This is a genomic window from Hymenobacter sp. BT491 (assembly GCF_014349165.1).
Classification (GTDB): Bacteria; Bacteroidota; Bacteroidia; order Cytophagales; family Hymenobacteraceae; genus Hymenobacter; species Hymenobacter jejuensis.
Map to the genome: position 1 here is coordinate 54,524 of NZ_JACSJJ010000002.1, position 25,649 is coordinate 80,172.

The 25,649-nt window shown below is 58.6% G+C and carries 13 protein-coding genes; 5 read left to right on the forward strand and 8 right to left on the reverse strand.

The features are described from left to right. Positions 1-42: 42 nt before the first annotated feature. Entirely contained in the window at positions 43-741 is a 699-nt protein-coding gene (locus H9I52_RS06130; RefSeq protein ID WP_187453144.1) for a hypothetical protein, read from the forward strand. 173 nt (positions 742-914) lie between these two features. Here the strand turns inward: H9I52_RS06130 and H9I52_RS06135 are convergent, their stop codons facing one another. Further along, entirely contained in the window at positions 915-2,240 is a 1,326-nt protein-coding gene (locus tag H9I52_RS06135; RefSeq protein WP_187453145.1) for a hypothetical protein, read from the reverse strand. A 364-nt stretch (positions 2,241-2,604) separates the two neighbouring features. Here H9I52_RS06135 and H9I52_RS06140 point away from each other — a divergent pair, with 364 nt between their 5' ends. Further along, on the forward strand, positions 2,605-2,994 hold the full coding sequence (locus tag H9I52_RS06140) for a VOC family protein (protein WP_187453146.1): 390 nt from the start codon (positions 2,605-2,607) through the stop codon (positions 2,992-2,994). Between the two features lie 40 nt (positions 2,995-3,034). Here the strand turns inward: H9I52_RS06140 and H9I52_RS06145 are convergent, their stop codons facing one another. Beyond that, on the reverse strand, positions 3,035-4,240 hold the full coding sequence (locus H9I52_RS06145; RefSeq protein ID WP_187453147.1) for a Gfo/Idh/MocA family protein: 1,206 nt from the start codon (positions 4,238-4,240) through the stop codon (positions 3,035-3,037). Between the two features lie 223 nt (positions 4,241-4,463). Here H9I52_RS06145 and H9I52_RS06150 point away from each other — a divergent pair, with 223 nt between their 5' ends. Next, entirely contained in the window at positions 4,464-5,429 is a 966-nt protein-coding gene (locus H9I52_RS06150; RefSeq protein WP_187453148.1) for an alpha/beta fold hydrolase, read from the forward strand. 79 nt (positions 5,430-5,508) lie between these two features. On the opposite strand, the gene H9I52_RS06155 is transcribed toward H9I52_RS06150, so the two are convergent. Together H9I52_RS06155 and H9I52_RS06160 are read right to left on the reverse strand one after the other, a co-directional pair. Beyond that, positions 5,509-6,120 carry a hypothetical protein gene (locus H9I52_RS06155; protein WP_187453149.1) on the reverse strand — a complete coding sequence of 204 codons (612 nt, stop codon included), beginning with the start codon at positions 6,118-6,120 and terminating at the stop codon, positions 5,509-5,511. 230 nt (positions 6,121-6,350) lie between these two features. Next, the gene (locus H9I52_RS06160) at positions 6,351-7,868 is read right to left on the reverse strand and encodes a malate:quinone oxidoreductase (RefSeq protein ID WP_187453150.1); all 1,518 of its coding nucleotides are present in this window, start codon (positions 7,866-7,868) and stop codon (positions 6,351-6,353) included. A gap of 313 nt (positions 7,869-8,181) precedes the next feature. Between H9I52_RS06160 and H9I52_RS06165 the strand changes: the two genes are divergently transcribed. Continuing rightward, the gene (locus H9I52_RS06165; RefSeq protein ID WP_139516469.1) at positions 8,182-8,613 is read left to right on the forward strand and encodes an EamA family transporter; all 432 of its coding nucleotides are present in this window, start codon (positions 8,182-8,184) and stop codon (positions 8,611-8,613) included. Positions 8,614-8,673: 60 nt separating this feature from the next. On the opposite strand, the gene H9I52_RS06170 is transcribed toward H9I52_RS06165, so the two are convergent. Then, positions 8,674-9,123 carry a GNAT family N-acetyltransferase gene (locus H9I52_RS06170; protein ID WP_187453151.1) on the reverse strand — a complete coding sequence of 150 codons (450 nt, stop codon included), beginning with the start codon at positions 9,121-9,123 and terminating at the stop codon, positions 8,674-8,676. Between the two features lie 121 nt (positions 9,124-9,244). Further along, the gene (locus H9I52_RS06175; RefSeq protein ID WP_187453152.1) at positions 9,245-10,123 is read right to left on the reverse strand and encodes a pirin family protein; all 879 of its coding nucleotides are present in this window, start codon (positions 10,121-10,123) and stop codon (positions 9,245-9,247) included. Positions 10,124-10,350: 227 nt separating this feature from the next. Here H9I52_RS06175 and H9I52_RS06180 point away from each other — a divergent pair, with 227 nt between their 5' ends. Continuing rightward, positions 10,351-12,561, forward strand: coding sequence for a TonB-dependent receptor (locus H9I52_RS06180; protein WP_187453153.1), 2,211 nt, complete (start codon positions 10,351-10,353; stop codon positions 12,559-12,561). Positions 12,562-12,665: 104 nt separating this feature from the next. On the opposite strand, the gene H9I52_RS06185 is transcribed toward H9I52_RS06180, so the two are convergent. Both H9I52_RS06185 and H9I52_RS06190 read right to left on the reverse strand, forming a co-directional pair. Continuing rightward, positions 12,666-17,267: a malectin domain-containing carbohydrate-binding protein gene (locus H9I52_RS06185; RefSeq protein ID WP_187453154.1), complete on the reverse strand. Its 4,602-nt coding sequence runs from the start codon at positions 17,265-17,267 to the stop codon at positions 12,666-12,668. 158 nt (positions 17,268-17,425) lie between these two features. Beyond that, complete coding sequence (locus H9I52_RS06190) at positions 17,426-24,823, reverse strand: malectin (protein WP_187453155.1); 7,398 nt, start codon at positions 24,821-24,823, stop codon at positions 17,426-17,428. Between the last annotated feature and the right edge of the window lie 826 nt (positions 24,824-25,649).

The window sequence follows — 25,649 nt, forward strand, 5'->3', positions numbered from 1 at the left end:
AGAATAGACTAGCTTTGCTTTATTGGAAAATGTATAGAAAAAATGTCAACGATAGAAGAAAAAGAATATTGGAAAATTCGAGCGGAAGTCAGACAGGAAATAACAGCTACCCGAACCGAGTTGCTGGAGCTCATCACCAAAAAGAGCATCCTTGAGCGGCGCTTAGAGCAGGCGCAGCAGCGCATGGCAGGGCTTAACCGATCCTTATTGAACGAAGACTACTACATCAAGCTCAGCACCCTCAACTCCGAAATCGACGAGCCGGGAGCCTACGACGCAAATTTCTCGGTGGCGCACGAACCGATTCCGTTTCACCACTACCGCGATGCGGGCGAAGGCGACGACCCGATTGCGATCTTCGGGCAGGAGCGCACCATCGAAGGATTTCGACAGGAAGGCTTCGGCAGTAAGGGAATGACGATTCCGCAGCGTACGGGCCGTTTCATCGTCAGTGACAGCGGCAAGATGAAGTACCGCCTCTACGACGAGATCATCGCCCGCCTGCACGTCGCCGATCCGGCTGGGTTCCGGGCCATCACCACCAAAGACAGTGAAGGCCAGATCCTGATCAACGGCGAATTTGGCGTGGTACCCTGCTTTGACGAAGCCGCTTCGGGCCGAATTTATACCTCAGAAGCGGCTTACTTTCAGGCACTTTCGCGCTACTATATGTTCATGGCCAAGATGGCAACCATGCGAAGTCGACCGCCGGAACAGCACCTCGCCGTAACTACCCGTTAGCCTATCGTTATTCTATACTTATCGCTTACGCTTACCCCCGCTCCCGACACTACCTCTTACATACCTGTTTCCAGACTCACTAGAACGGCCGGCGCAAACGCACCGGCCGTTTCTACTTTTTAAGGCTGTTGGGTTTGGCTTAAAAACAGCAATTGTTTATAAATGCTTGATTATCAAGATTTTATATAAAAGGGAATATTGGCGGTCGCAACGTTGTTTTTGCCGTCGTAGACATACAGAAACAGGCGGTACGCGCCTTCTTTGGCCGGCGCCGTGAGCAGGGCCTGCCCCGGCTGCTTATTGGCAACGGCGTTCGGAACGGCCACCGGCCGGCTTTCCCGGTCGCCGCCCTGCTTCAGATCGGTGCTTTCGGGCAAAAGCTCCCAGCGGTAAGTGAGCGGGTCGCGGTTAGGGTCGGTGGCCGTGGCCGCGACAGAATAGCTACCGCCGGGCTTCAGATACACGTTGTCGGTGGCTTTTTTGCCGTCGAGTAGCAGCGGCGAAACGTGGGGCGCGCGGTTGGCGGGCCACTTGCCCGTCCAGAGATGTTGCAGTACGTCAATGACTTCCGATTCCTTGCCATCTTCGGTAAAGAGGCCGTACCACGTGGGAGTGCGCTCCTGTTTTTGCCCCCACAGAAACGCATACGAGCCCAGGCAGCGCTCCGTATCCTGCTGCATTGAGGCGGCGTAGCGGCTTTGGTAGGCGTCGGCTTTCTGGCTGCTGGTTTCCTCTACCGAAGCCTTCCAAGACGTTTGGGGGCATTCCCAATGGCCGGTCGGGCCCCATTCGGCCACGATGTACGCGCCTTCCCAGCCGTAGTCGCGGATCTGTTTGGGCAGTGCGGGCAGGCCGCCGTAGGTGTTCACGGCCAGCAAATCCAAGTCGGGGCAGCGGGCTTTCACCAACGCCGCCTCCTTGGGGTTGAGGCCGGCCAGCACCGTGGTGGCCGGGTGATTCGGGTCGACTTCGTGAATCATTTTGGCGATGTCGTTCACGGCGTCCCACACCTTCGGGTTGGTGTAGTCGAGGTTTAGCTCATTGCCGATGCCCCACAGCAGCAGGGCCGGGTCGTCTTTGTGCTTCAGCACGTCGGCGCGCAGCCGCGCCAGCTGCTTGGCCACCTCAGCCGTGTTGTTGTAGTCGAAGCCGTGGCGCTCGCGGGCCACATCCAGGCCCATCATCACCGTCAGGCCGTATTTGTTGGCCTCGGCCAGCGTTTTGTCGGCATCCGTCGTCGACCACGTCCGGAAGGAGTTGCCGCCGTACGCTGCCAGCCGGTCGAGGTACTGCGAGCCGCCCGCACCGTTGATGTAATACGGCTTGCCGCTCCGCAAAAGCTGAAACTTGCCGTTCTGCTGCTTGCGGACTTCTACTTTAACCGCGGCGGCTGGCGCTTCTGCGTGCATACGAATCGGGGAGATGAAGGCGGGCGTAGAAGCCACTGTGAGCGTGGTCGTTAGCCACAAACCAAGACGTGCCGGAGCAAAAATTTTCATGTAATAAGAGGTGGATAAGCAGGCGTTTTAGCCGCGTGTAATTGGACAAGACAAAGTATAAGCGAGTATTCTGTACGCCTGGCTGACACGGGTTTGTCCATAAAAAACCGAAACCAAAAACAGGGCAAGAGTTGTACTCAATTGAGGTGGCGTGTCGGCAGCTACGGGAAGACCGATCGCTTATTTTAACAATCAAAATATTAGCAAGTGCTAATTGTCGGTCGGAAATGCTACGCCGCTGAGGCAAGCAACGGCAACCTGCCAGTAGGATTGAAGCTAAACAAGGAAGATGCGCAATGGAGTATAAACCACCAAGTTGCCGCCGCCTACATTTACCAAATAACCCTGCTTTTTAGCTTTGCCCATGATCTCGATAACCCAGGTTCACCACATTGCCATTATCTGCTCCAATTACGAAGTTTCGAAGCGGTTTTACACGGAAGTGCTGGGCCTAAGCGTCCTGCAAGAAGTGTATCGGGCTGAACGACAGTCGTATAAACTTGATCTGGCCCTGAACGGGCAGTACGTCATCGAGCTGTTTTCCTTTCCCGAAACCCCCAAACGCTTGTCGCGCCCCGAAGCGGCCGGCTTGCGCCACTTGGCTTTTGCCGTTCCGGATCTGGAAGCTGTTGCGCAACATCTTAATAATCATAATGTTGTATATGAGCCCATCCGGACGGACGAATTCACTGGCAAGCGCTTTACTTTCATTGCCGATCCGGACGGCCTGCCGCTGGAGTTTTACGAGCAGTAACCAACCCTGACGTATTACGCACGCCGCGGGCAGTAGCCGCCTACACTTTATCGAGTACAGCGGCCACGTCTTTCGTAGAAATGCGGGTAGCTGTGTCGGCAGCACGGTAGATGGCTTCCAACAATTGCACGTCGCGCAGGCCCATTTCGCCGGGCACGCGGGTTGGCTTGTTGTGCAGCACGCAATCGGCAAAATCGTCCATTTGGCGCGCCTGCTGGTTGATGTTGGGCACATTCATAGGGCCCTGGCTGGTTTTGCCCTGCAAGCCCCCGTAGCCAAAGGCCGGCTTAAGCTCGAACCATCCTTTGGCTGCCTCGGCGCGCAACTGGCTCATGTTTTCGACGTAGCTCGTGCGGCAGTCGGCCACGCTGCCATCCTGAAAACGAAACTGCCAGCTGATGGCCTCTTCTACTTCGTTAAACTGCTCGGGGCGTTGCTTTTTGGCGTATTGGGCCGTCACGGACACCGGGATCTGGCCTTTGGTGTAGAGCGCGCCCTGCACGCAATAGATGCCCATGTCCATGAGCGGGCCGCCCCCCGAAAGCTTCTTCTGAATGCGCCAAGGGCGGTTGTTGCCCATCGTAAAGCCGTTGTCGGCGATGATGCGCTTGACCGGGCCGTACACTTCTTTCTGCCCCAGGCGCATCATTTCCAGGTTGTGCGGCTCGGTGTGGAGCCGGTAGCCGATCCCGAGCTTTTTGCCCGCTTTCTTGCAGGCCTCGATCATGCGGCGGCAATCGGCGGCCGAGGTCGCCATGGGCTTTTCACAGATGACGTGCTTGCCGGCTTTCGCCGCCCGCACCACAAAATCGGCGTGCAGGGCGTTGGGCAGCACCACGTACACAATGTCGATGTCGGGGTTGTCGGCAATGCGGTCGAAGGTCTCGTAGTTATAGATATTCTTGTCGGGGATGTTATACTGCTTTTTCCATTGCTCAGCCTTGCTGGGCGTGCCCGTCACGACGCCCGCCAGGCGGCATAGCTTGGTTTCGAGCAAGGCCGGGGCCAATTCGCCGGTGCTGTAGCCGCCCAGGCCTACCAAAGCAATGCCCATCTTGCGGCCGGTTTGGAGCGCCTCGCGACTGGTAGGACCTAATTGCGTTTTATTCAATCCGGGGAGCGCCTCAGCCAGCGTCGGCAGGCTCACAAAAGCGGCGCCCAGGCCCAGGCTAAGGTTGCGGAGGAATTCCCGGCGTGAAGCCGAACTGTTTGAAAAATAAGGCGTTGTGTGATCGTGCGGTTGCATAGTGATAGCTGCTGGTAATGCTTCTGCTTTACTTAACTAGGCAGCACAAGGTTAGGTGCAGCTACGAAACGGCGTGTTCCGGTCTAGCACTCAGAAGCTCGTAACCGCTAAAAAAGTAAACGGCAGTAGCAACGTCAGGCAACGAAATATCGGTCTGTTGGCATCCTAGAGATAAAGAGTTCTGGTTTTCTCTTGTATTGCCACCTTTTCCACTCCCTGTTTTATGTTCCACTTTCTTCGCCGCGCCTACATATTTGCGCTGCTGTTCTGTAGCCTGTTGCTGGCCAGACAGCTACTTGCCTCTCCCAAGCCCGTGCTTGCCCTCACCAACGGCACGCCCAGCATCACGACCAGCGATGGCGTGATGCTATTTGCCAAAATCTCGGGGCGGGGCATTCCGTGCGTATTCGTGCATGGCGGACCGGGCGCTTGGAGCGGCATGCCCGAAGCCTTGGCTGGCCCCAACCTGGAAGACAAATTTCAGATGATTTGGTTCGACCAGCGCGGCAGCGGCCGGTCGGCCAACGACCCTAAACACAATTACTCCCTCGACCGCATGGTGCAGGACATGGAGGAGCTGCGCCAACAACTCGGACTCGAAAGCTGGGTAGTGATGGCGCATTCGTTTGGCGGCACCATCGCCACCGAGTACGCCGCCCGATACCCGCAGCGCGTGCGGGGCATGGTGCTGCTCAATTGCACCCTTAACCTGCGCGAATCGATGAAAAGCACGCTCGAAAACGGCCTGAACGTAGTAAGTGTGCCCGACAAAGCACCCTACCTCGACGAAAGCAAGCCTCTGGACGAGCGGTTCGGAATGCTCATGCCGCAGCTCAGTGCCCAAAACGGCTGGTTTAAGTTGCAATACCGAACCGAAGCGGGTCTGCAAAAAGTAACTGAGGCCGACAAAGGCAACCCCGGCACGGGCGAGTTTGGTGGGTACGGCTTTCGTCTGCCCGATTACCGCAAGGATTTTACTACCCTCACTTCTCAAATCAAGGTTCCGGTGCTGGTCGTAACCGGCAAGTACGACTATTGCATTGGGCCTGAGCACTATAAGCAATTTCACTTTCCCAACCAGCAGGTGGCCCAACTGCAGACCGGCCACGTACCATTTGTCGAGGAGCCAGCAGCCTTCCGCAAAGCCGTTCTGAGCTACGTGAAAAAGCTATCGAACAGAAGTATTTAATTATCAAATGGTTGTGAATAACAAAAAAACCTCCGGCACGTTGCCGGAGGTTTTTTGTTAGGCTCTGAAAATCAAGGGCTTATTTGGCAAGGCGCTCCACATCCACGATCTCTTCCTTTTGCAACATGGCCTCCAAGTCGAAGCGCGTGAGGTCGAAGGGGGGCTCATCGTAGTTTTCCGGCTTGTTCAGCTCCGATACGTTGCTGCTGTTGGTGGTCTGGTAGGAGTTGGCCTGCAGCATGATGATGTTGCCGTTTACCTCCACCACTTTCAGCAGCGAATAGTTGCCCTGTTCGCCCCGGACGTGGTACAAGTCGCCCACGCGTGGCGCAGCAATCAACTTCTTGTCTTCCTGGCTATTAAGGCCACTCATGACAAACGAGCTAAGCGTAATCAGCGCAATAATCGCCAGCCCTGCGTAGTGCCACACGGGCGTTTTGGCTTGCTTTTTCAGGGCCATAAACTCCGCTTTCAGCGTCGGATGCATTTCGCTGTGGCGCGATACAAAACGGCACTTGCTGCACTCCGAAGCGCCAAGCTTCCCGACGGGCAACAGCGGAATCCAATAGATGTGCGCGTAGCGACCAAATACGCTGATGCGCAGCGACTCGGCCGTACCGCAGGCTTCGCATGTAATTTCTGGAATTGGCTTGGTGAGCAGGTGCGAAGAGTTGCTGCCGTAAATAATCATGACGCAAATGGATGCAGGAGAAGCGAGGATAAGCCCAACTGTAAAAGGCTGTCTAAAGTATTAATTTTCCGTGGATTTTAGCATAAAAAATGGTTGGTTATGGCGTCATTTATTCCTGCGTTGCTGTGGCTTTCGTACTAGTCAGACACAAAAACGCCTCGCACTACCTAAGGCAATGCGAGGCGTTTTGCTTTTTAAGTTGAGAAGTTAACTCCTTAACTAATAATTAATTACTCCGTAGTAACCACTGTGTTTATGCCCAAGACTTCGCTGGTATAATTGCGCATTTCTTCGGTCAGCTCGGGGTCGTCGGCCAGCGAGTGCCCGTAGGAAGGAATCATCTTCTTGAGCTTGGTCTGCCACGCTTCGGTTTGCAGCCGATCATTGAAGCACCGTTTCAGCAAATCGAGCATAATGGAAACGGCAGTCGAAGCGCCGGGCGAAGCGCCCAGCAGCGCCGCGATGCTGCCGTCGGCCGCACTCACGACTTCGGTGCCGAACTCCAGCACGCCGCCTTTTTTCGCGTCTTTCTTAATCACCTGCACGCGCTGCCCCGCGATTTCCAGCTCCCAATCCTGCATCTGGGCGTTGGGGAAATACTCACGAAGTGCGGCCAACCGGTCTTCGGGCGACTGCCGCACCTGGTCGATCAGGTATTTGGTGAGCGAGAGGTTGTGCAGGCCGGCCGAGATCATGGGCCGCAGGTTGGTCGGCTTGATGGAAGCGGGCAAATCCAGGTACGAGCCGTTCTTCAGGAATTTGGTCGAAAAGCCGGCATACGGACCGAACAGCAGCTCGCGCTTGCCTTCGATCACGCGCGTATCCAGGTGCGGCACCGACATGGGCGGCGCACCTACCGAGGCTTTGCCGTAGACCTTCGCCTGGTGTTGCTCAATGACTTCGGGGTTGGTGCACTTCAGCCACTGCCCGCTCACGGGGAAGCCGCCAAAGCCGCGTCCCTCCGGAATATCGGCCTTTTCGAGCAGCGGCAAGGAGCCACCGCCCGCGCCGATGAACACGAACTTGGTGCGCACTTTGCGCTTCTGGTCGGTGGTAAGGTCGCGAACGCCTACTACCCAGTTGCCCTCGTCGTCGCGGCGCAGCTTGCGCACTTCGTGGTGAAAATGCATCTGCACACCCGGCATCTTTTGCAAGCGCTTGAACATGTTGCGGGTGAGGGTACCAAAGTTAACGTCGGTGCCCAGATCCATGCGCGTAGCGGCTACTTTCTGGGCTTTGTCGCGGCCTTCCATCACCAGCGGAATCCATTCGCGCAGCAGCTCTGGGTCTTCAGAATACTGCATGCCTTTGAACAGGTGGTTTTGGGTGAGCGCTGCGTGGCGCTTCTTCAGGTAGTCCACGTTCTTCTCGCCCCACACAAAACTCATGTGCGGAATGGGCTTGATGAAATTGGGCACCACCGTCATCGACTTATTCAGCATCAGATACGTCCAAAACTGCTTCGAGACCTCAAAGGACTCGGCAATCTTGATGGCTTTTGACGTTTCGATGGAGCCGTCGGGGAGCTGGGGCGTGTAGTTGAGCTCGCAAAAGGCTGAGTGGCCGGTGCCGGCGTTGTTCCAGGCGTCGGAGCTTTCGGCGGCCGCGTTGTCGAGGCGCTCGAAAATCTCGATGGTTAGGTCTGGCTGGAGTTCTTTCAACAATACTCCAAGGGTGGCACTCATGATGCCAGCCCCGATTAAAACGACATCGGGGGCTTGATTAGGCAAATTATCGTTTGTAGACATGAGATCGATTGGATCGTTACAAACGGTGTTTACAACCTCCGGTCTTTAGTTGTTCAAAAAATTTCTTGATTTCAACATAAACGCCTGTATCAAAAGCAGTTATGTTGTAATAAAGTAATGGTTTGTATCAACCTGAACGGTAGTTTTTGCGGTGTCTAGCTGCGGTCCAAAACCTAACCCGCGTTTCACTGCTCAGGCTCGGGCCCAATAACCAAGTCAACGGTGCACCGTACTTCCTCTCAAGGTGTTAGCAACCTGCGCGGCCCCTCGCAAGCGGCGCGCAGGCACGGAAAAGAACGTTTAAACTGAGGGTATGTGGATTGTATTTTCGTTGTTAGCCGCACTGACCGCGGCCATTGTCGTGACGTTGTCGAAAGCCGGCATCAAAAACATGGATTCGAGTTTGGCCTTTGCCGTGCAGTCGGTTTTGATTCTGATTGTGGCCTGGAGCGTAGTGATCTGGCAAGGCCGGTTGCCGGAGGTAACGCGCATTGAACCACGTACTTGGCTTTATCTGGTGCTAGCCGGCGTCATTACCTGCGTTTCGTCGCTGCTCTCGTTTCGGGCGCTGAAACTCGGCGACGCGGCCCGCGCCTCCCCACTCGACAAAATCTCCCTAATTTTCTCGATTGCGCTGGCCGTGATCTTCCTGAAAGAAAAAATCAACTGGCAGGTAATTGTCGGGGCGTTGCTGATGGCTGCCGGAGCCGTATTTATCGCCACTTCCAAGCAATCGGCTGGTTAATATATTCATTACATAAGTATCTGATTATCAGTTTTTTATGTAATGAATAAAACCGCGGGTTTAAGCCCGTAGCATATAAATGTGCTCGATGTCATCTTCGAGATAAATGTCGCCCTGCTGCACGAACCCCAGGCTTTGGTAGAACGCGCGCAGGTAATACTGGGCTCCGATCTTGATGGGTTGCGGGCCAAAGAGCGCTTCACATTCCGCAATGGCCTGGTTCATAAGCTGACGGCCGAAACTAAACCGGCGAAATGCTGGGCTCACGACCACTCTGCCGATGCTCACTTGCTCGTAGCATTTGCCGGCGTCGAAGAGGCGGGCGTAGGCTGCTAGTTGTCCGTCGTCGGTGCGGCCCAGCAAATGATACGCTGCTTCGTCCTGCCCATCAATGTCCTGAAAGGCGCAGTGTTGCTCGACTACAAACACCTCGCTCCGGAGCTGCAAAAGGCTGTAGAGTTCGTTAAGCGCCAGTGCGTTATAAGATTTGGTAGTCCAGTTGAGGGTCATGGCAGCATCAGAAATATGTCGCGCAAAGATGGGTAGTTGGAGGCGAAACTGAGTCCTCTTTCAACCGAAAAGCAGCGGCCGAGATCCCAGCCGCTGCTTTTCAAAAACGGGATGCGGCCGGCTATTCGTCCTCTGGAAACGTGCCCATGCCGCCGCTTTCAAAATCAGCAATGGCTTGGACCAACTCGCGGTTGGTGTTCATCACAAACGGGCCGTACGTTGCGAGCGGCTCCTCAATGGGCTCGCCGGCCAGCACGAGCAAAATGCTGTCTTCGACAAAGGTGATCTGCACGTCCGGCGCATCCCAGCCAAATACCACCAGCTGTTTGGTAGCGGCGGCCCGATCGCCGTTGAGCAAGATTTGGCCCGAAGCTACGTAAATGCCTACGTTGTAATCGGCAGGTAATGAAAGAGTTATGGTGCTGTCTTTGGGCTGGTGCACGTCCAGCATAATCATGGGCGAGAAGGTTTCGGCAGGCCCGGTTACGCCGTTGTACGTGCCGGCAATAACCCGGATCGCGCCCGGGCCACCCGGTGCGGATGCCGACGGAATGGCCGCGGCCCGGATGTTTTGGTAACGCGGCGGGGCCATTTTGTCCTTCTTGGGCACGTTCACCCACAGCTGCAACAGCTCCAGCGTGCCGCCTTGTTTGGCAAACTCCTTTTCGTGGCGTTCCTCGTGGAGCAAGCCTGCTCCGGCGGTCATCCATTGCACATCGCCGGGGCCGAGCTTGCCGTTGTGGCCCGCCGTGTCGCGGTGCGATAAGTAGCCTTGGTACACAACCGTTACCGTTTCAAACCCGCGGTGGGGGTGCGGGGGTGTGCCCAAAGGGCTGTCGGTGGAGGCTACCGGCATCGGGCCGGTGTGGTCGATGAGCAGAAACGGGCTCAGCTGCCGGATGCGCGGCCCTGGCATGGGGCTGGTTACGTCAAAACCGTCGCCGACGAGCTTCTTGTTGCCGTCGATTACCTGAAATATTCTGCGGAAAGGGCTAGCCATGTAATAAGCACGAATAAGAGAAATGAAGAAATCGAACCGATATCGAACAGGAATAAACGGCGAACGGCAGCGCCCGAACCCTGTGAATGCTAACCGGATTTCCGCTTCAGGGTTTCGCTGGGGAGCTATTTGTCGTCTCATCCCGCCAATCCGACGCTTCGGTAACATAAAATTTCATCCGCCTCGGCAGCCGGCCACCTTTGAGCCATCACTTCGCTGCTACCCCGATGAAACGTCTTCTACTCCCGCTGCTGCTCCTGTTGCTTACGGCGCTTCCGCTGGTAGCCCAAACGCCTGCTACCACGCTTTCCGGCACCGTACGCGATGCGGCCGGTCAGCCGCTGCCGGGGGCCAACGTGTTTCTCAAATCAACCTTCGACGGCGCCAGCACCGATTCGGTGGGCCGCTTTCGCTTCACCACTCGCCAAACGGGCACGTTGTCGCTGGTCGTGACGCTGCTCAGCTACCAGCTCCAGGAGCAACCCGTTGTGCTCGACGGTACTGCTAAGCACTTCGCCATCACGCTGAAAGCAGCGCGCAATGAGCTGGGCTTAGTCGTGATTACGGCCGGTGCCTTCGAAGCCAGCGACGAAAAGCGGGCCACGGTGCTTACCTCTCGTGATGTGGTGACCACGGCCGGCGCGCTCGCCGATGTTGCGGGCGCTCTGAACACCTTGCCGGGCATCTCGCGCAACGGCGAAGAAGGCAAACTATTTGTGCGCGGCGGCGCGGCCGGCGAAACCAAGCAATACCTCGATGGGCTTCCTTTGCAAAGTCCTTACAACGCCAGCGTGTCGGGGGTGCCGGCCCGCGGGCGCTTTACGCCGGATCTGTTCAAAGGCACGGTGTTCAGCACCGGCGGCTACTCGGCCGAATATGGGCAGGCCCTGTCGGCGGCCGTGATTCTGAATTCTGTCGACCTAGAACCCGAAACCCAGACGGGCATTTCGCTGCTCTCGTTGGGGCAGGTGAGCTTGTCGCAGCGGCAACGTTGGGAACGTTCGTCAGTGGCCGTGACCGGTAACTACATGAACATGAAACCCTATTTCGGGCTGGTGCCCCAGCGGCTGCTTACGGCTTCCGAATCGGGCGGCGGCTCCGTCGCGTTTCGGCAGCGCACCGGCGACGTAGGCATGTTGAAAGTGTACGGCGCTTTCACCGGGCAGCATTCGGGCGTGCGCACGCCCGACGTCGAGTGGCAGAACGGCCGGCCCATAGATTTGCGCAACACCAACGGCTATCTGAATGCGTCGTTTCGCAGTCCGCTCCGGCGCGGCTGGTCGGTGCAAACCGGCGTTGCCGCCACCCGCGACGAGCAAAAGCTGCATCTCGGCGTCCGGACTGTGGAGCCCGACGTAGCACAGGTGCACGAGCTGGAGCAATCGGTGGTAGGGCGCGTGGTGCTCACCAACGACTCGGTGAGCGCTTATTGGAACCTGAAAGTAGGCGCCGAAGGCTTGCAGCAGCGTTTTTTGCAAGATGCTTATTATCAAGATGATACCAAATTGCCAACTCGGGCTTTCGACGAGCAGCGGGCCGCAGGATTTGCCGAGGCCAATATTTCCTTCACCAACCAATTGGTAGCCCGCGTGGGCGGCCGCACCGAATATTCGCGCGTGCTGGGCCGCTGGAATGCCGCGCCGCGGGTAGCGCTGGCCTACCAAACCGACGAATACAGCCAATTATCTGCCGCCTGGGGCGATTTTTACCAAACGCCGGCCAACGACCTGCTGCTCAGTGCCCACCGCAACCCCGATCTGCGTTTTGAGCGCGCCGCTCACTATCTGCTTACCTATCAGCGCATTCACGACGACCGTACGCTGCGGGCCGAAGCTTACTATAAAAACTACGCACACCTGCTGCGCTACGATGCCGCGCGCCTCTACCAACCGACCGCTTATCAAAGCACCGGCACGGGCTATGCCCGCGGGCTGGACCTGTTTTGGCGCGACCGCAAAACCGTCAAAAACCTTGACTACTGGGTGAGCTACGGCCTGCTCGACACACGCCGCCAGCAGCGCGCCGACGCCGGCGTGGCCATGCCCACTTTTGCCTCGCGCCACAACCTGTCGGTGGTAAGCAAATACTGGGTGCAAAAGATGCACACGCTGTTTGGGGCGACTTACAGCTACGGCAGCCCACGCGCATCATATGACCCTAGCTTTCAGCAGTTTCATACGCCTAGCTACCACGATCTTAGCGTCAACCTGAGCTACGTGACCACGCTGTGGAACAACCTGACCATCGTGCACGTGTCGTGCTCCAACGTGCTGGGCCGCCAGAACGTGTTTGGCTACCGGTACGGCGCCACGCCCACTGCCGACCTGAATTACGCCCGCGTGGCCATCACGCCTTCGGCTCCGCGCATGGTGTTTGTGGTGCTCATGATCTCGATCAACAAAAAACGCCCCGCCGACACGAACACCGCTCCGGAGTAATGAATTAGTAGGACAAAAAAGAATACCGCAGAACCCATCCGCGCTTAAAGCGATTGAGATGGGTTCTGCGGTATTATGTTTATAAAAACTTGATAATCAATATTTTACCTGCGAATTAATTTGAGATGTGCTTGCGCTTTCTGACCATTTATGTGTAGGTAATAGATTCCGTTGGCTGGCATCTGCTGCGAGAAATCAAGCTCTAGTAGCGTGCCGGATGCGGCGGGGGTGAGTTTGCCAGTACCCAAAGTTGCGCCCACCGCGGAAACCAGCGTATAAGAAACCTCTCCTTGGAAAGCTTCTGGTAAGCTGAGGCGGAAGCGCCCGTTGTCGGAAGGGTTCGGATAGACAGCGGCTACCGAAGAAAAGCCCGAAGTCTTGTCGCCTTTAAGCGCCGCCGACAAGCCTGAGGCGGTGAGGGCGGCTTGGTTGGTTACCGTAAAGTTGACGGTGAGAGCCATGCCGGCCGTGCCGTTGCCGCCACTGCTTGTGTAAGGCGTGGCTTTGAGAGTATAAGACCCTACCGGTGCCGGCCAAGCCGCGTAGTCAGGGCCGGAGTTGCCGAATAAGGCATAGGGGGCGCTGGTTTCGACTTGGGTGCGGTTTACGGTGCCGCTGAGCACCAGCACTACGCTGCCCACCGGATACGGGCTGGTGTTGGCCCGCACGTTCAGGTTTTGGGTCGGCAAGGTGGCCAGGTTGAGCACGTCGTTGGCCACCAAATCCCGGATCGGCTGGTCGGTGTCAGCATTCATCAAGGTCAAACTCGTGACTTGCTGTGGACTGCTCGGAACCGGATTGACGGTGATCTGGACTTGGTCGGCGGCACTGGGGGCGTCGAGGTTGTCGGTGACCACCAAGCTGAAAACGTAAGTGCCGGCTTGGGTCAGCCCGCTGACGGTGGGCGCCGCTACGGTTTTGCCGGGGGCGAAGGTGGCCGTCAGGGGGCCGCTGGCCTGGCTCCAGGTGTAGGTCTTGATCGAGCCGTCGTCCGTGCCCGCCCCGGCCAGCGTGACACTGCTGGTGGGCAGCGTGATCGTCTGGTCGGGCCCCGCATTGGCCACCGGTGCCGGGTTGCTGCCTGAAGTTGTACTCAGTACTTCGATGGCCGAGATCTTAGCGTTGTCTTTGCCGCCGGTATTGAGCGAGGTAAGGTTGAGGTTGAGCGTGCCGTCGCTGACCGTGACGGGGAATGACTCGACGGTGGCCACATTTGTCCCCACTTTCTTGAAAATGTCGTAGGCCGATAGCACCTTATTACCTTCCAGGCTCACGTCGAACACGCGCTGGCCCACGGCCGTCCAATAAATTTCGGCGAAGTGCAGCTTCACAGTGTACGTACCGTTGGCCACGGGCAGGGCGTAGCTGAAATTGGTGCCAAAGCGCTCGGTTTGGTAGAGCGCATCGTCGGTGGTGCCAGCGATGGCAGAGCCCGTTGAATACGTGCTGCCGGGGTTCGGTGAAAAGTACTGATCCGTTGCAAAGGCCCCAATCGACGTAGTGAGCGCCCCGCCGCCGCTATTGAGACGGTACACGGCCGTAGGCTGACCAGTCGGGGCGGGGTTGACGGTGATCGTGACCTGATCGGCGGCGCTGGGGGCGTCGAGGTTGTCGGTGACCACCAAGCTGAAGACGTAGGTGCCGGCCTGGGTCAGCCCGCTGACGGTGGGGTTTTGCGCGGTTTTGCCAGGAGCGAAGGTGGCCGTCGTAGGTCCGCCGGCCTGGCTCCAGGTGTAGGTCTTGATCGAGCCGTCGTCCGTGCCCGCCCCGGCCAGCGTGACGCTGCTGGCGGGCAGGGTGATCGTCTGGTCGGGGCCCGCATTGGCCACCGGCGCCGGGTTGCCACCCGACGTAGCATTGAAGATTTCGATGGCCGAGATTTTGGGGCGGTCCACACCGCCGTCGGCGGCCAGCGCGCTAAAATAGATGTTGAGCGTGCCGTCGGAGACGGTGGTAGTAAAGGTTTCGGTGGTAGCCGTAAAGGCACCTACCTTGCGGATGATGTCATAATTGTCGAGCACCTTAGCGCCTTCGATAGATACGTCAAAGATGCGCTGCCCCACGCTGGACCAATAGATATCGGCGAAGTGCAGCGTCACAGTATACGTGCCGTTGGCCACCGGAAAATCGTAGCTATAAGCCCCTTTATCAGTGGACGAGCTACGCTCGGTTTGGTAGAGGGCATCGTCGTTGGTACCCGCAATGGCGTTGCCGGTCGAGTAAGTATACGCCGAGCCCGAATAATACTGATCGGGGGCAAAGGTGCCCAACGAAGTGGTTAAAGTGCCACCCCCCGCGTTGATGCGGTACACGGCTGGGCCGCCCGCGGTGGCTGGGTTTACATAAATCGTAACCTGATCGGCGATGCTGGTCAGGGTTTTGTTGTCGGTGACGACGAGCGAAAATGTGTAGCTCCCGGCCTGGGTCAGGCCGCTGACGGTGGGGTTGGCCACTGAGGTGCTCGAGAAGCTTGCCGTGGCCGGGCCGCCGGCTTGGCTCCAAGTATAGCCCGTGATGGTGCTGCCGCTGGCCGGCGTACCCGACCCAGCCAAGATTACCGAGCTAGTGGGTAGATTGATCGTTTGGTCGGGCCCCGCGTTGGCGAGCGGAGGCGTACCCGACGGGGCGGAGTCGTCGGCGCCCGCTACCCACTGGATCAGGCGTTGGGCAAATGCCTTGTTCTGAACGCGGCTCAAATACGTGCCGTCACCGGCGTTCCAAAAGCAGTTGCGATCGAAAAAGCCTGCGGCCCGACCCTGTCCGATTTTGGCTACCGATAGGGCCGCATCATTGGCCTGCAGCGGGCCGTCCAGGCTGTTGAGGTGCGCGGCAATCGGCGGTAAGTTCGCAATAATAGTTGCCGGGGTAGTCGTGCGGATGGGGCTTACGCCTTCGGCCTCGATAGTAAGGCCGGCGTTTTTGTTGAAGTTGTTAATGTAGTGATTTACAGCCCATTGATCCATTGTGAAGGCGCCCTGGGTGTTGTCGTGCAGAAACTGCATCCCGAACTGGAGCATGATGTCGTTGTCGCTCAACATGCCTTCGGAGCTATTGGCGCCACCGTTCTGCCAGCCAAAGGCCGCATCGGACCAAGCCACTACGCCACCGCCGGCATTTACCCACGTAGCTACGGCAGCGGCTTCGGCGGCAGTGAAGCGCCGGTTATTTGAGCTCAGTATCAGTACTTTATAACCGTTGAGCGTAGCCGCATTCAGCGTAGTATTGGCATCCAGCGCCTCGGTGGTCGTGAACCCGGCATCCAGCAGCGCCTGATTGAATTGCGACATGCCCAAGCTGCCCGTGTCCGACAGCTTCATATCGTGGATGGAGGGCGGAATGCTGCCGTACAGGTATAGAATCTTTGGTTTTGAGCCCGATACCGTGAACGTTATGTTGGCAGTCGCATCGGGGTAGCCGGTGGCTTTGGCCGTGATGCTGGCCGTGTAGGTGCCGGCGGCGAGGCTGCCGGCGTTGGCCGTTACCTTTATTTCGGTGCCGCCCAGCAGGTCGATGGTGCCGGAAGTAGGGCTTACGCTCAGCCACGCCGGCAGGCCGCTTGTGTCGATGGAGTAGGAGGGATTGCCGCTCTTGGTCCACAAAATGATATCACGGCTGGCGCTGGCACCGGCCACGGCACTCAGGGTAACCTGGCTAGGCCAAAAGCCGATGGTGTTGTTGGGGGTGCGGGTCTGGCTGCGTTTGCGGGTGGTGGTTTGTGGGTTTGTAGATTGGTTGAGGCCGCCGTTGGCCACAATGTATTCATTACCAATCATTTCCGCACTGGGGCCAAACAGGTTGACCGGCAGGGGCAATTGCTCCGTCCAGCTATCGGTGGCGGGGTTGTAGACCGTTACGTTGGGAATGACGTTGTCGGTGCCGTTGGGGCGGCCGCTGCGGCCGCCGGCCAATACGATGGTGCCATCCACGACGCAAGTGGCAGGCTCCGAGTGCGAACGGACATACGGCATGTCCTGCAACCGCGTCCAGACGTCCGTCGAGGGGTCATAGACCTGCACGTAGTTCACGTCGGCAATTGCCCCGTCGTGGCCGGTCTGGCCGCCCAGCGCGTAGATTTTGCCGGCGACCGCCCCGCTGGCAAAGTGGCAGCGGGGCAAGGGCATGCCTGCTGCCACGCCCCACCCGGCCCCGACGTTGTTCAGGTCGAGCACGTAGTGGGCCATCGAGCCCGTCTGGCGGTCTTCCAGCAGGCCCCCAAACGAGTGCAGCTTCCGGCCTATCCGGACCAGAGCGTTGCCGCCGCTCTTGGTGGGTAGCGGCGTGCCTTGGCTCCAGGTGTTGGTAGCTACGTCGTAGATCTGCAGCTTGTCGGAGTTAGGACCACCGCTCTGGCCCGACAAAAATCCGCCGGCGACATACACCTTCGTGCCATCGACGGCGATACCGGCATGGGTGACCGGAAAAGGCATATCAGCAATGTAGGACCAAGTGTTTGTGGCGGGGTCGTACACCTGGCACTTGGCCGTCGTGGTCACGCTGGGCGAGTCAAAGCCCGAGAACACGTACATCTTGTTGTTGATCATCACGCTGAAGCCAACCCAAGTAGGCGTGCCCGAAGGGGCCACGGTTACCCAGTTGCCGGTCTGGGCCCACCCAGGGGTAGCGCCTCCCAGCAGAAATAACACCAGCAGACCAATAAACAGCAGGCTTCTGACGGCCATCTGGGTAGAGTTTAATACGTATTTCATTGTGAATCAGTTGTTTATGTACCTGCTTCGTATGTGCTTGACTTCAGGCGTATTGGGGCTAGGCCGGGCCCGCTATGTCGGGGGCGGCGTGCCTCGGGGTTGGGTAAGGGCGTGTTTTTTCCCAACCCCGGGCAGGAGTGCCCCTCTTGGGACCCGCCTCATTCGTGCATGAGCTTGATTTGGGTATTCAGCTTCTGGTTCTCCAGCCGCAGGTAGTAGACGCCCACATTTTTCACCTGCTCCGAGAAATCCAGCTCCAGCGTAGTCGTGGGCTCGGGCAAGTTGATCGTCTTGCTCGCCAGCGTCGTCCCGATTACAGATACCAGGCTATAAGTAACCTGTCCTTGCACGGGCTGCGTAAGCGCCAGCCGGAAATGCCCATCAGTTGAAGGGTTGGGGTAGGCCGTTACCAGCGTAGAAATGCCCGGCCGGGCTTCTTTTTTCAGCGCGGCCGGCCCACCGGCAAACGCCGCATTGTTGATGACCGAGAAGCTGAGGGTCAGGGCGGTACCGGCCGTGCCTACAGTGGCTACGGTTGTGAAGGGCGTAGCCGTGAGGGAATAATTGCCCAGCGCGGGCGTCCAGGGGCTGGTGGCGCCAAATAGCAGGTAAGGCGAAACGGCCCGGGTTACGTGCTGCACAGCCGTACCACCCAGCGCAAACCTGACGCTATCGACCACGGCCGGATTGGCATTGGCCCGAATGTTCAGATGCTGCGTCGATAAGGTGGCCAGGTTGAGCACGTCGTTGGCCACCAGGTCGCGGATCGTCAGGCCGGTGTCGGCGTCGAGGAGCGTGAAGCTGACCACCTGCGACGCGGGCGCCGGAGCCGGTACTGGGTTGACGGTGATCGTAACTTGGTCGGCCAGACTGGGTACATCCAGATTGTCGGTGACGACGAGGGCGAAGACGTAGGTGCCGGCTAGCGTCAGGCCGCTAACGGTGGGCCCGGCCACGGCGGCGCTCGGCGCAAAAGTCGCCGTGGCCGGGCCGCTGACCTGCGTCCAAGCGTAGGTTTTGATCGTGCCGTCGTCCGTGCCCGCCCCGGCCAGCGTGACGCTGCTGGTGGGCAGGGTAATGGTCTGATCCGGACCCGCGTTGGCTACCGGCGCGGTGTTGGCTGGCTTCACGATGACGGTCACCTGGTCGGGCGCGCTGGCAAGATCCAGGTTGTCCGTAACGATTAAGTCGAAGACGTAGGTGCCCTCCAGCAAGGCACTGGCAGTGAGGGAGGCGGTAGCCGCCCCGCTTAAGGTGGCGGTACCGGGCCCGCTGACCTGGCTCCAGGCGTAAGTCTTGATCGAGCCGTCGTCGGTGCCCGACCCCACCAGCGTGACGCTATTAGTCGGCAAGGTGATCGTCTTATCCAAGCCCGCATCGGCCACCGGAGCCGGGTTGACTTTGGGTGGGCTAACCGTAATCGTAACCTGGTCGGCCGGGCTGGGTACATCCAGGTCGTCGGTAACGACGAGCGAGAAGACGTAGGTGCCGGCTAGCGTCAGGCCGCTGGCGGTGGGCCCGGCCACAGCGGCACTCGGCGCAAAAGTCGCCGTGGCCGGCCCGCTGACCTGCGTCCAGGCGTAGGTTTTGATCGTGCCGTCGTCCGTGCCCGACCCGGCCAGCGTGACGCTGCTCGTGGGCAAGGTAATGGTCTGATCCGGCCCCGCGTTGGCCACCGGTGCCGTGTTGACTTTAGGCGGCTGGTTGGTTACCGTAAAGCTGACGGTCAGGGCCGTGCCGGCCGTGCCGTTGCCGTTGCCCCCCGTGAAGGGGGTTCCCTTGATTGAGTACGCGCCGACGACAATAGCCGGCGTCCAGGCCGCGTAGTCAGTACCGGAGTTGCCGAACAGCGCATACGGCGCACCAGTCTCGCTTTGGGTACGGCTTTGGGTGCCGCTGAGCACCATCACCACGCTGCCTACCGGATACGGACTGGTGTTCGCCCGAATGTTGAGGTTCTTGGTGGGCAGCGTGGCCAGATTGAGTACGTCGTTGGCCACCAAATCCCGGATCGGCTGGTCGGTGTCGGCGTTGATCAGCGTAAAGCTGACCACCTGCTGTGCCGCCGCCGGGGCCGCATTGACCGTGATGCTCACCTGGTCGGCGGGGCTGCTCAGGGTTTTGCTGTCCGTGACGATCAGTGCGAAGACGTAGGTACCCGGCGTCGTCAGGCCGCTGACGGTGGGGTTGACGACGGTTTTGCTGGGCGTGAACGCGGCCGTAGTCGGCCCGCTAACCTGGCTCCAAGTATAGCCCGTGATGGTGCTGCCGCTGGCGGCCGTGCCCGCCCCGGCCAGCGTAACGCTGCTGGTGGGCAGGGTAATGGTCTGATCCGGACCCGCGTTGGCTACCGGCGGCGTACCGGTTGTAGTGCTAAGTATCTCAATAGCAGATACTTTGGGATTGTCTTTGCCGCCGGTATTGAGGGAGGTAAAGTTGAGGTTGAGCGTGCCGTCGCTGACCGTGACCGGGAAAGTTTCGACGGTAGCTGTCTTGGCGCCCACTTTTTTGACGATGTCATAGGCCGTCAAGACTTTGGTGCCTTCCAGGCTCACATCAAACACGCGCTGGCCCACGGCCGTCCAGTACAGCTCGGCGAAGTGCAGCTTCACAGTGTACGTACCGTTGGCGATGGGCAGGGCGTAGGCGAAGGCTCCGTTAGTGCCGTACCGCTCGGTTTGGTACAAGGCATCGTCGGTGGTGCCGGCGATGGCCGCGCTCGTCGAAAAGGTGCTGCCCGGCGTAGGCGAAAAGTACTGGTCGGTGGCGAAGGCTCCGATCGAGGTGGTAAGCGCCCCGCCGCCGGAGTTGAGCCGATAGATAGCCGTAGGCTGGCCAGTGGATGCTGGGTTAACCGTGATCGTGACTTGGTCGGCGGGGCTGCTCAGGGTTTTGCTGTCCGTGACGATAAGCGAGAAGACGTAGGTGCCGGCCGTGGTCAGCCCGCTGACGGTGGGCGCCGCCACGGTATTGTTGGGCGCAAAAGTCGCCATCACGGGGCCGCCGACCTGGCTCCAGGCGTAGCCCGTGATGGTGCTGCCGCTGGCGGCCGTGCCCGCCCCAGCCAGCGTGACGCTGCTGGTGGGCAAAGTGATGGTCTGGTCGGGGCCCGCGTTGGCCACCGGTGGAGCATTCACCGTAATCGTGACCTGATCGGCGGCACTGGGGGCGTCGAGGTTGTCGGTGACCACCAAGCTGAAGACGTAGGTGCCGGCCTGGGTCAGCCCGCTGACGGTGGGCGCCGCTACGGTTTTGCCAGGAGCGAAGGTGGCCGTCAGGGGGCCGCTAACCTGGCTCCAGGTATAGGTCTTGATCGAGCCGTCGTCGGTGCCCGCCCCGGCCAGCGTCGCCGAGCTGGTGGGCAGGGTGAGGGTCTGATCCGGGCCCGCATTCGCCACCGGTGGAGCATTGACGGTGATCGTGACCTGGTCGGCGGGGCTGCTCAGGGTTTTGCTGTCCGTGACGATAAGCGAGAAGACGTAGGTACCCGGCGTCGTCAGGCCGCTGACGGTGGGGTTGACGACGGTTTTGCTGGGCGTGAAGGTGGCCGTCGTCGGCCCGCTGACCTGCGTCCAGGCGTAGCCCGTGATGGTGCTGCCGCTGGCGGCCGTGCCCGACCCGGCCAGCGTGACGCTGCTGGCGGGCAAGGTGATGGTCTGGTCCGGGCCCGCGTTGGCTACCGGCGCCGGGTTGCTGCCTGCGCTCAGGTCATAGACTTCGATGGCCGAGATTTTGGCATTGTCTACTCCGCCGTCAGATGCCAGCGAGCTGAAATTGATGTTCAGCGCGTCGTCGGTAACCGAAACAGTAAAGGTTTCGGTAGTGGCTGTGTTGGCGCCTACTTTCTTAACGATGTCGTAGTTATCCAGCAGCTTATTGCCTTCAATGGACACGTCGAAAAGGCGCTGGCCCACGGCCGTCCAATAGAGCTCGGCGAAGTGAAGGACTACCTTGTATTGCTTCCCGCTGCTCACCGCAAAGGCATAGCCAAAGGAATTGCCAAAGCGCTCGGTCTGGTAGAGCGCGTCGTCGGTGGTGCCGGCAATGGCGTTGCCCGAGGAATAGGTGCTGCCCGGCGTGGGCGAGAAATACTGATCGGCGGCAAATGCGCCCAACGACGTGGTCAGGGCACCACCGCCCGCGTTGATGCGATAGATCGCAACGCCGCTGCCCGGCGCCGGATTGACGGTGACGATAACCTGGTCGGCGGGGCTGCTCAGGGTTTTGCTGTCCGTGACGACCAGTGAGAAGATGTAAGTACCAGTGGATAAGCCAGTTACGCTAGGGTTGGCCACCGTTTTGCCGGGCGTGAAGGTGGCCGTCGTCGGCCCGCTGACCTGCGTCCAGGTATAGCCCGTGATGGTGCTGCCGCTGGCGGCCGTGCCCGACCCGGCCAGCGTGACGCTGCTGGCGGGCAGGGTAATGGTCTGGTCCGGACCCGCGTTAGCCACAGGGTTGCCCGTGACGCCTGTGCTAAGTACCTCAATAGCAGATACTTTGGGGTTGTCTTTGCCGCCGGTATTGAGGGAGGTAAAGTTGAGGTTGAGCGTGCCGTCGCTGACCGTGACCGGGAACGACTCGGTGGTGGCCGCGTTGGCGCCCACTTTCTTGAAAATGTCGTAGGCCGATAGCACCTTATTGCCTTCCAGGCTCACGTCGAACACGCGCTGGCCCACGGCCGTCCAGTACAGCTCGGCAAAGTGCAGGATTACGGTATACTGCCCGTTGGTCACGGGCAGCGCATACGAGAAAGTGCCGGCTCCGCCGAACCGTTCGGTTTGGTACAGCGCGTCGTCGGTGGTGCCGGAAATAGCAGCCGTTGAAGAATAAGTGCTGCCGGGGCTAGGTGAGAAATACTGATCCGCGGCAAACGCCCCCAGCGAGGTGCCCAAGGCGCCGCCACCCGCATTGAGCCGGTAAACCGGCGTGCCGCTGGAAGGCGCTCCGTCGGCCGTGACGTAAATAAAATCCCAGACGGCCGTAAAGGGCGTAGCGCCCCGCGAGGTAGCGATTAAACCCACGGCGTACGATTTGCCAGTTTGCAGGGCGCTTAAAAGCGCCCCCGTAACCTGAATAGCGGGTCCTAGGTTGGTAATGGTTCCGCCGTTAGAGGAGTACTTGGGCTGCACCATTCCGGTGACGGGGTTGACGGCGAAGAAGAAATCCAGCGTAGACCCCGGAATGCCGCCCGGCAGCGGATACGATGTGGCGACGGGTACGCCGGCGTTTTCATACACTACTTCAAGGCCGCCCACGCCGCCGTTGGCGGTGATCGCAATTTTCAGGTAGTTATCCTGGTCGCCGTTGCCGAGGTAGATGCCCTGCGACTGAAAATTCTTGGGAGTTTGGCCATTAAAAAAAGGTCCCAGCAAACGGCCTTGCACCGTGAAGGGAGCAGACGAGGACTTTACCCCAAACTGAAAGGCGTCTTCCTGATCGTTTTTGGTGCCGAGCGCGTCGCCAGGGGAAACGTTTACAATTGAAAATGCTCCAACTGCGCCGCCGGCAATCAGGTTCTGCTCAAAAAATAAGTCGGAGTAAACACTGTCCTTGTTCACCATTAGCCCCGTGAAACCCAGCCCAAATAGGCCGGTTCCGGGGTAATTGTTGAACAGATCGTATTTGATGGGCAGTGCAGTGGTCAGCCCGTTGTTGGCATCCAGCGCAAAGAAATCCAAGTTGTCGGCGATGCCGTCGTTGTCGTCGTCGTTGTCGTTGAGGTCCGAAACGAAGTCGTGGTCAGCGTCGGGCGGTACGCTCGAGGCGGAGCAGGGCTGGGTGCCGTTGTCGATCTCATCGGCGTTGGTGTAGCCATCTTGGTCGTCGTCGTTGGCGTCGTAGTTGCCGGTGCAGGTCAGGAAATCCTGGGGTTCAAACACCGTGATGGCATTGGCGCCGTACGTAGCGGCCCACACCGTGCCCGGAAACACGTCGGTATCGCCCTGCGCAATAATGTCCAGCGGAGTAGAGCCAAACCCCGACGCAAAGGGCAGATCTTGATTTAGCTTGTCAGTCGAGTTGCGTGTGTTGGTAACGTCGGTGCCCGCTGCGTTAAACGAAATCTTGACGATTTTTCCATCGTAGCTACAGGCCAGTAAGGAGCCCTTCAGCGCGTTGTTGAAATTGGAAGCGGTGTATTCCGCAGTGCCGTTGGTAGAAGCATCAAAGGTTAACAAGGCCTTGCTTTTGGAGCTGCCAGGCATCTGGAAATCGCCTTCGATGGGGTTGGCCGTCGTGACTGGGGGCCAGTCGGCAGGCAAGGGAGACGGGCCAGTTTTGGTGGTGCGGAAAACACCTGAGGTGCCGTTGTGGGTGTAAAGCCCGGCCCCGTTGGGGTTGGCCCGGGTAGGCGTGGGGTGCCCGCCATAATAGCTGCCGGGCGTGTACGTGCCCAAGGTGCCGATGTAGTGCAGGTTATCGAGATTGTTTACCGTTCCTTCGGTGGCAGTAGGAGTAGAAGAGCCCGGCTCGTTCGGCACGTAATTGTTTGTGACATTGGCAGTTCCCTCGTTTTCTGGGTAGCCGCCCCAGCCTTGGTTGGCGCCGTTGTCGATGGTATAGACGCGGCGGCTTTGCGTAATAACCAGGTCGTAGGGATTGCGGTAGCCCGGCGAAAAAATCTGTACGGGGCCGCCCGGAACGATCTTGGCCTGGTTCAGGCCGTCGTTGCCGCCAAACGGGTCGTTGGGGTCGGAGCCATCGGGGTTGTTGGCGCGGTCCGGGTCGTCTACCGTCGGCAAATCGTATTTATACGCCGAGTTGCCGCTGCCTTTGGTGGGCAGGGCATTGATGGCCGTAAGGTTGATGGACAGAATAGCGGCCGAAAGCGCGTATTCAGGTGTGTAAGCAAAGTTGGTGGACGGCGACCCGGCATTGGTGTGCCCACCCTGGGCCAGATACAAAGTGTTGGTCTGTGGGTCCAGCTGCATCCCGTTGCTGGAGTGGTTTTCCTCCGAGCGCGGCAACCCTCGCACCAAATCCAGCTTCGACCAAGTGCCCCCCGAGCGGCTCAGGAGCGAAACAATGCCAGAGTTCGTGTCCAGGTTTAGGTCGCCGCTCGGGCCGCCAATGCGGCTGTCGCTGGAAGACACATAAATGACCGGGTTGGCAGCGGTGCCTTTTACCAAAATGCCGGTTACCTGCCGGGTCGTGACGGAGGCATTCAGAACGCCGTTATCGTTGTGATTCGGGATCAGGTTAATCAGGTTGATGATCTCGGTCGCCGTGACGGCATACTTGTTGGTGCCGTTTTTTACGATCGTAAAGGCTTTGATAACGCCGTCTTGCTGAGACACATACAACCGTCCATCCGGGCCGAACTGCAGGGACGTAGGGTTGGTAATGTTCGCTCCGCTCAGGCCGCTGGGCGAAAAGTTATACTGGGCTGCTGCCAGCAGCGCAAAGGACAGAGGCTCGGGTGGCAGCTTGGCCTTTTTCTTCTTTTTGTTGGCTTGTTGCGCTTGGCTGGGGGCCGGCGCCTCGCCCTGCTTTATCGGAATGGGCGTTTGGGCCAGCGAGCCCATTGGAAAAGCGAGGGTTAAAAGGATGCTACTCAAGGCAAGTAAAACAAGCCGGCTTGGGCTAAGGTATCTCCCACAGTCGTAGCGTTTGCGGTGGTTCATGGCACAAGGGTTGAAAGAAGTATAACGCCCAGGACAGCAGTAAAACACTGTATATCAAGGGTTTAAGTATAAAGTATGCTGTATTGAATAGAAAAGCTGTGCAGGGCGCACGCTTGCTAAGGGCCCGAGTGGCCAGCTTAGAATACCAAGTGGTCTAGGTAGAAGAACGATCGGTGGGGCCCCGCGTGGCGGGGCAGAAACTATCTGCGTAGTAGCCTAAAAAGCGCGGCAGGCTGGGAAGGTAAATGCGTAGGCACCAGTTAGAAATCCGGACGAGGGGGCATTCGGCAGCGATAGAAAGCCAGATGCTAAAAGCGCTGAACAGGGCACCGAAGGGCCGCTGCAAAAGCGAAGTCGGGGCGGGGCGGGGCACAGGTAACCCATCCGAAAGGGCTACTATGAAGCTACTAAGTCGCGGGGTAAAAAGCTAGTTTTTAGTGTAGTAAAAAACTAGGTATCAGGTCGTTGGCTAAGCCGTGAGTAGCAGGCTTGGGTGAGTGCAGCAGGCAGATTCATCCTTACGGCGGGCCCATCCATTCCAAGCGCTCATAAACGGCCTGCCCCGAACACAAGGGTAGTACCTCTGCCCCTGTAGCCAAGGCGAAACACACTAAAGTCTGCGGGTTAACCCGAGTGCGAGTAACCTGATAAGTGATATAAAGTGCTATCATAATCCGGTTTTATTATATTATCCATCGCTTTTTCCTCCGTTCACTTCAGCCTGACCAACTTCTCAGCAACCCACTCCGCTGCGAAACCA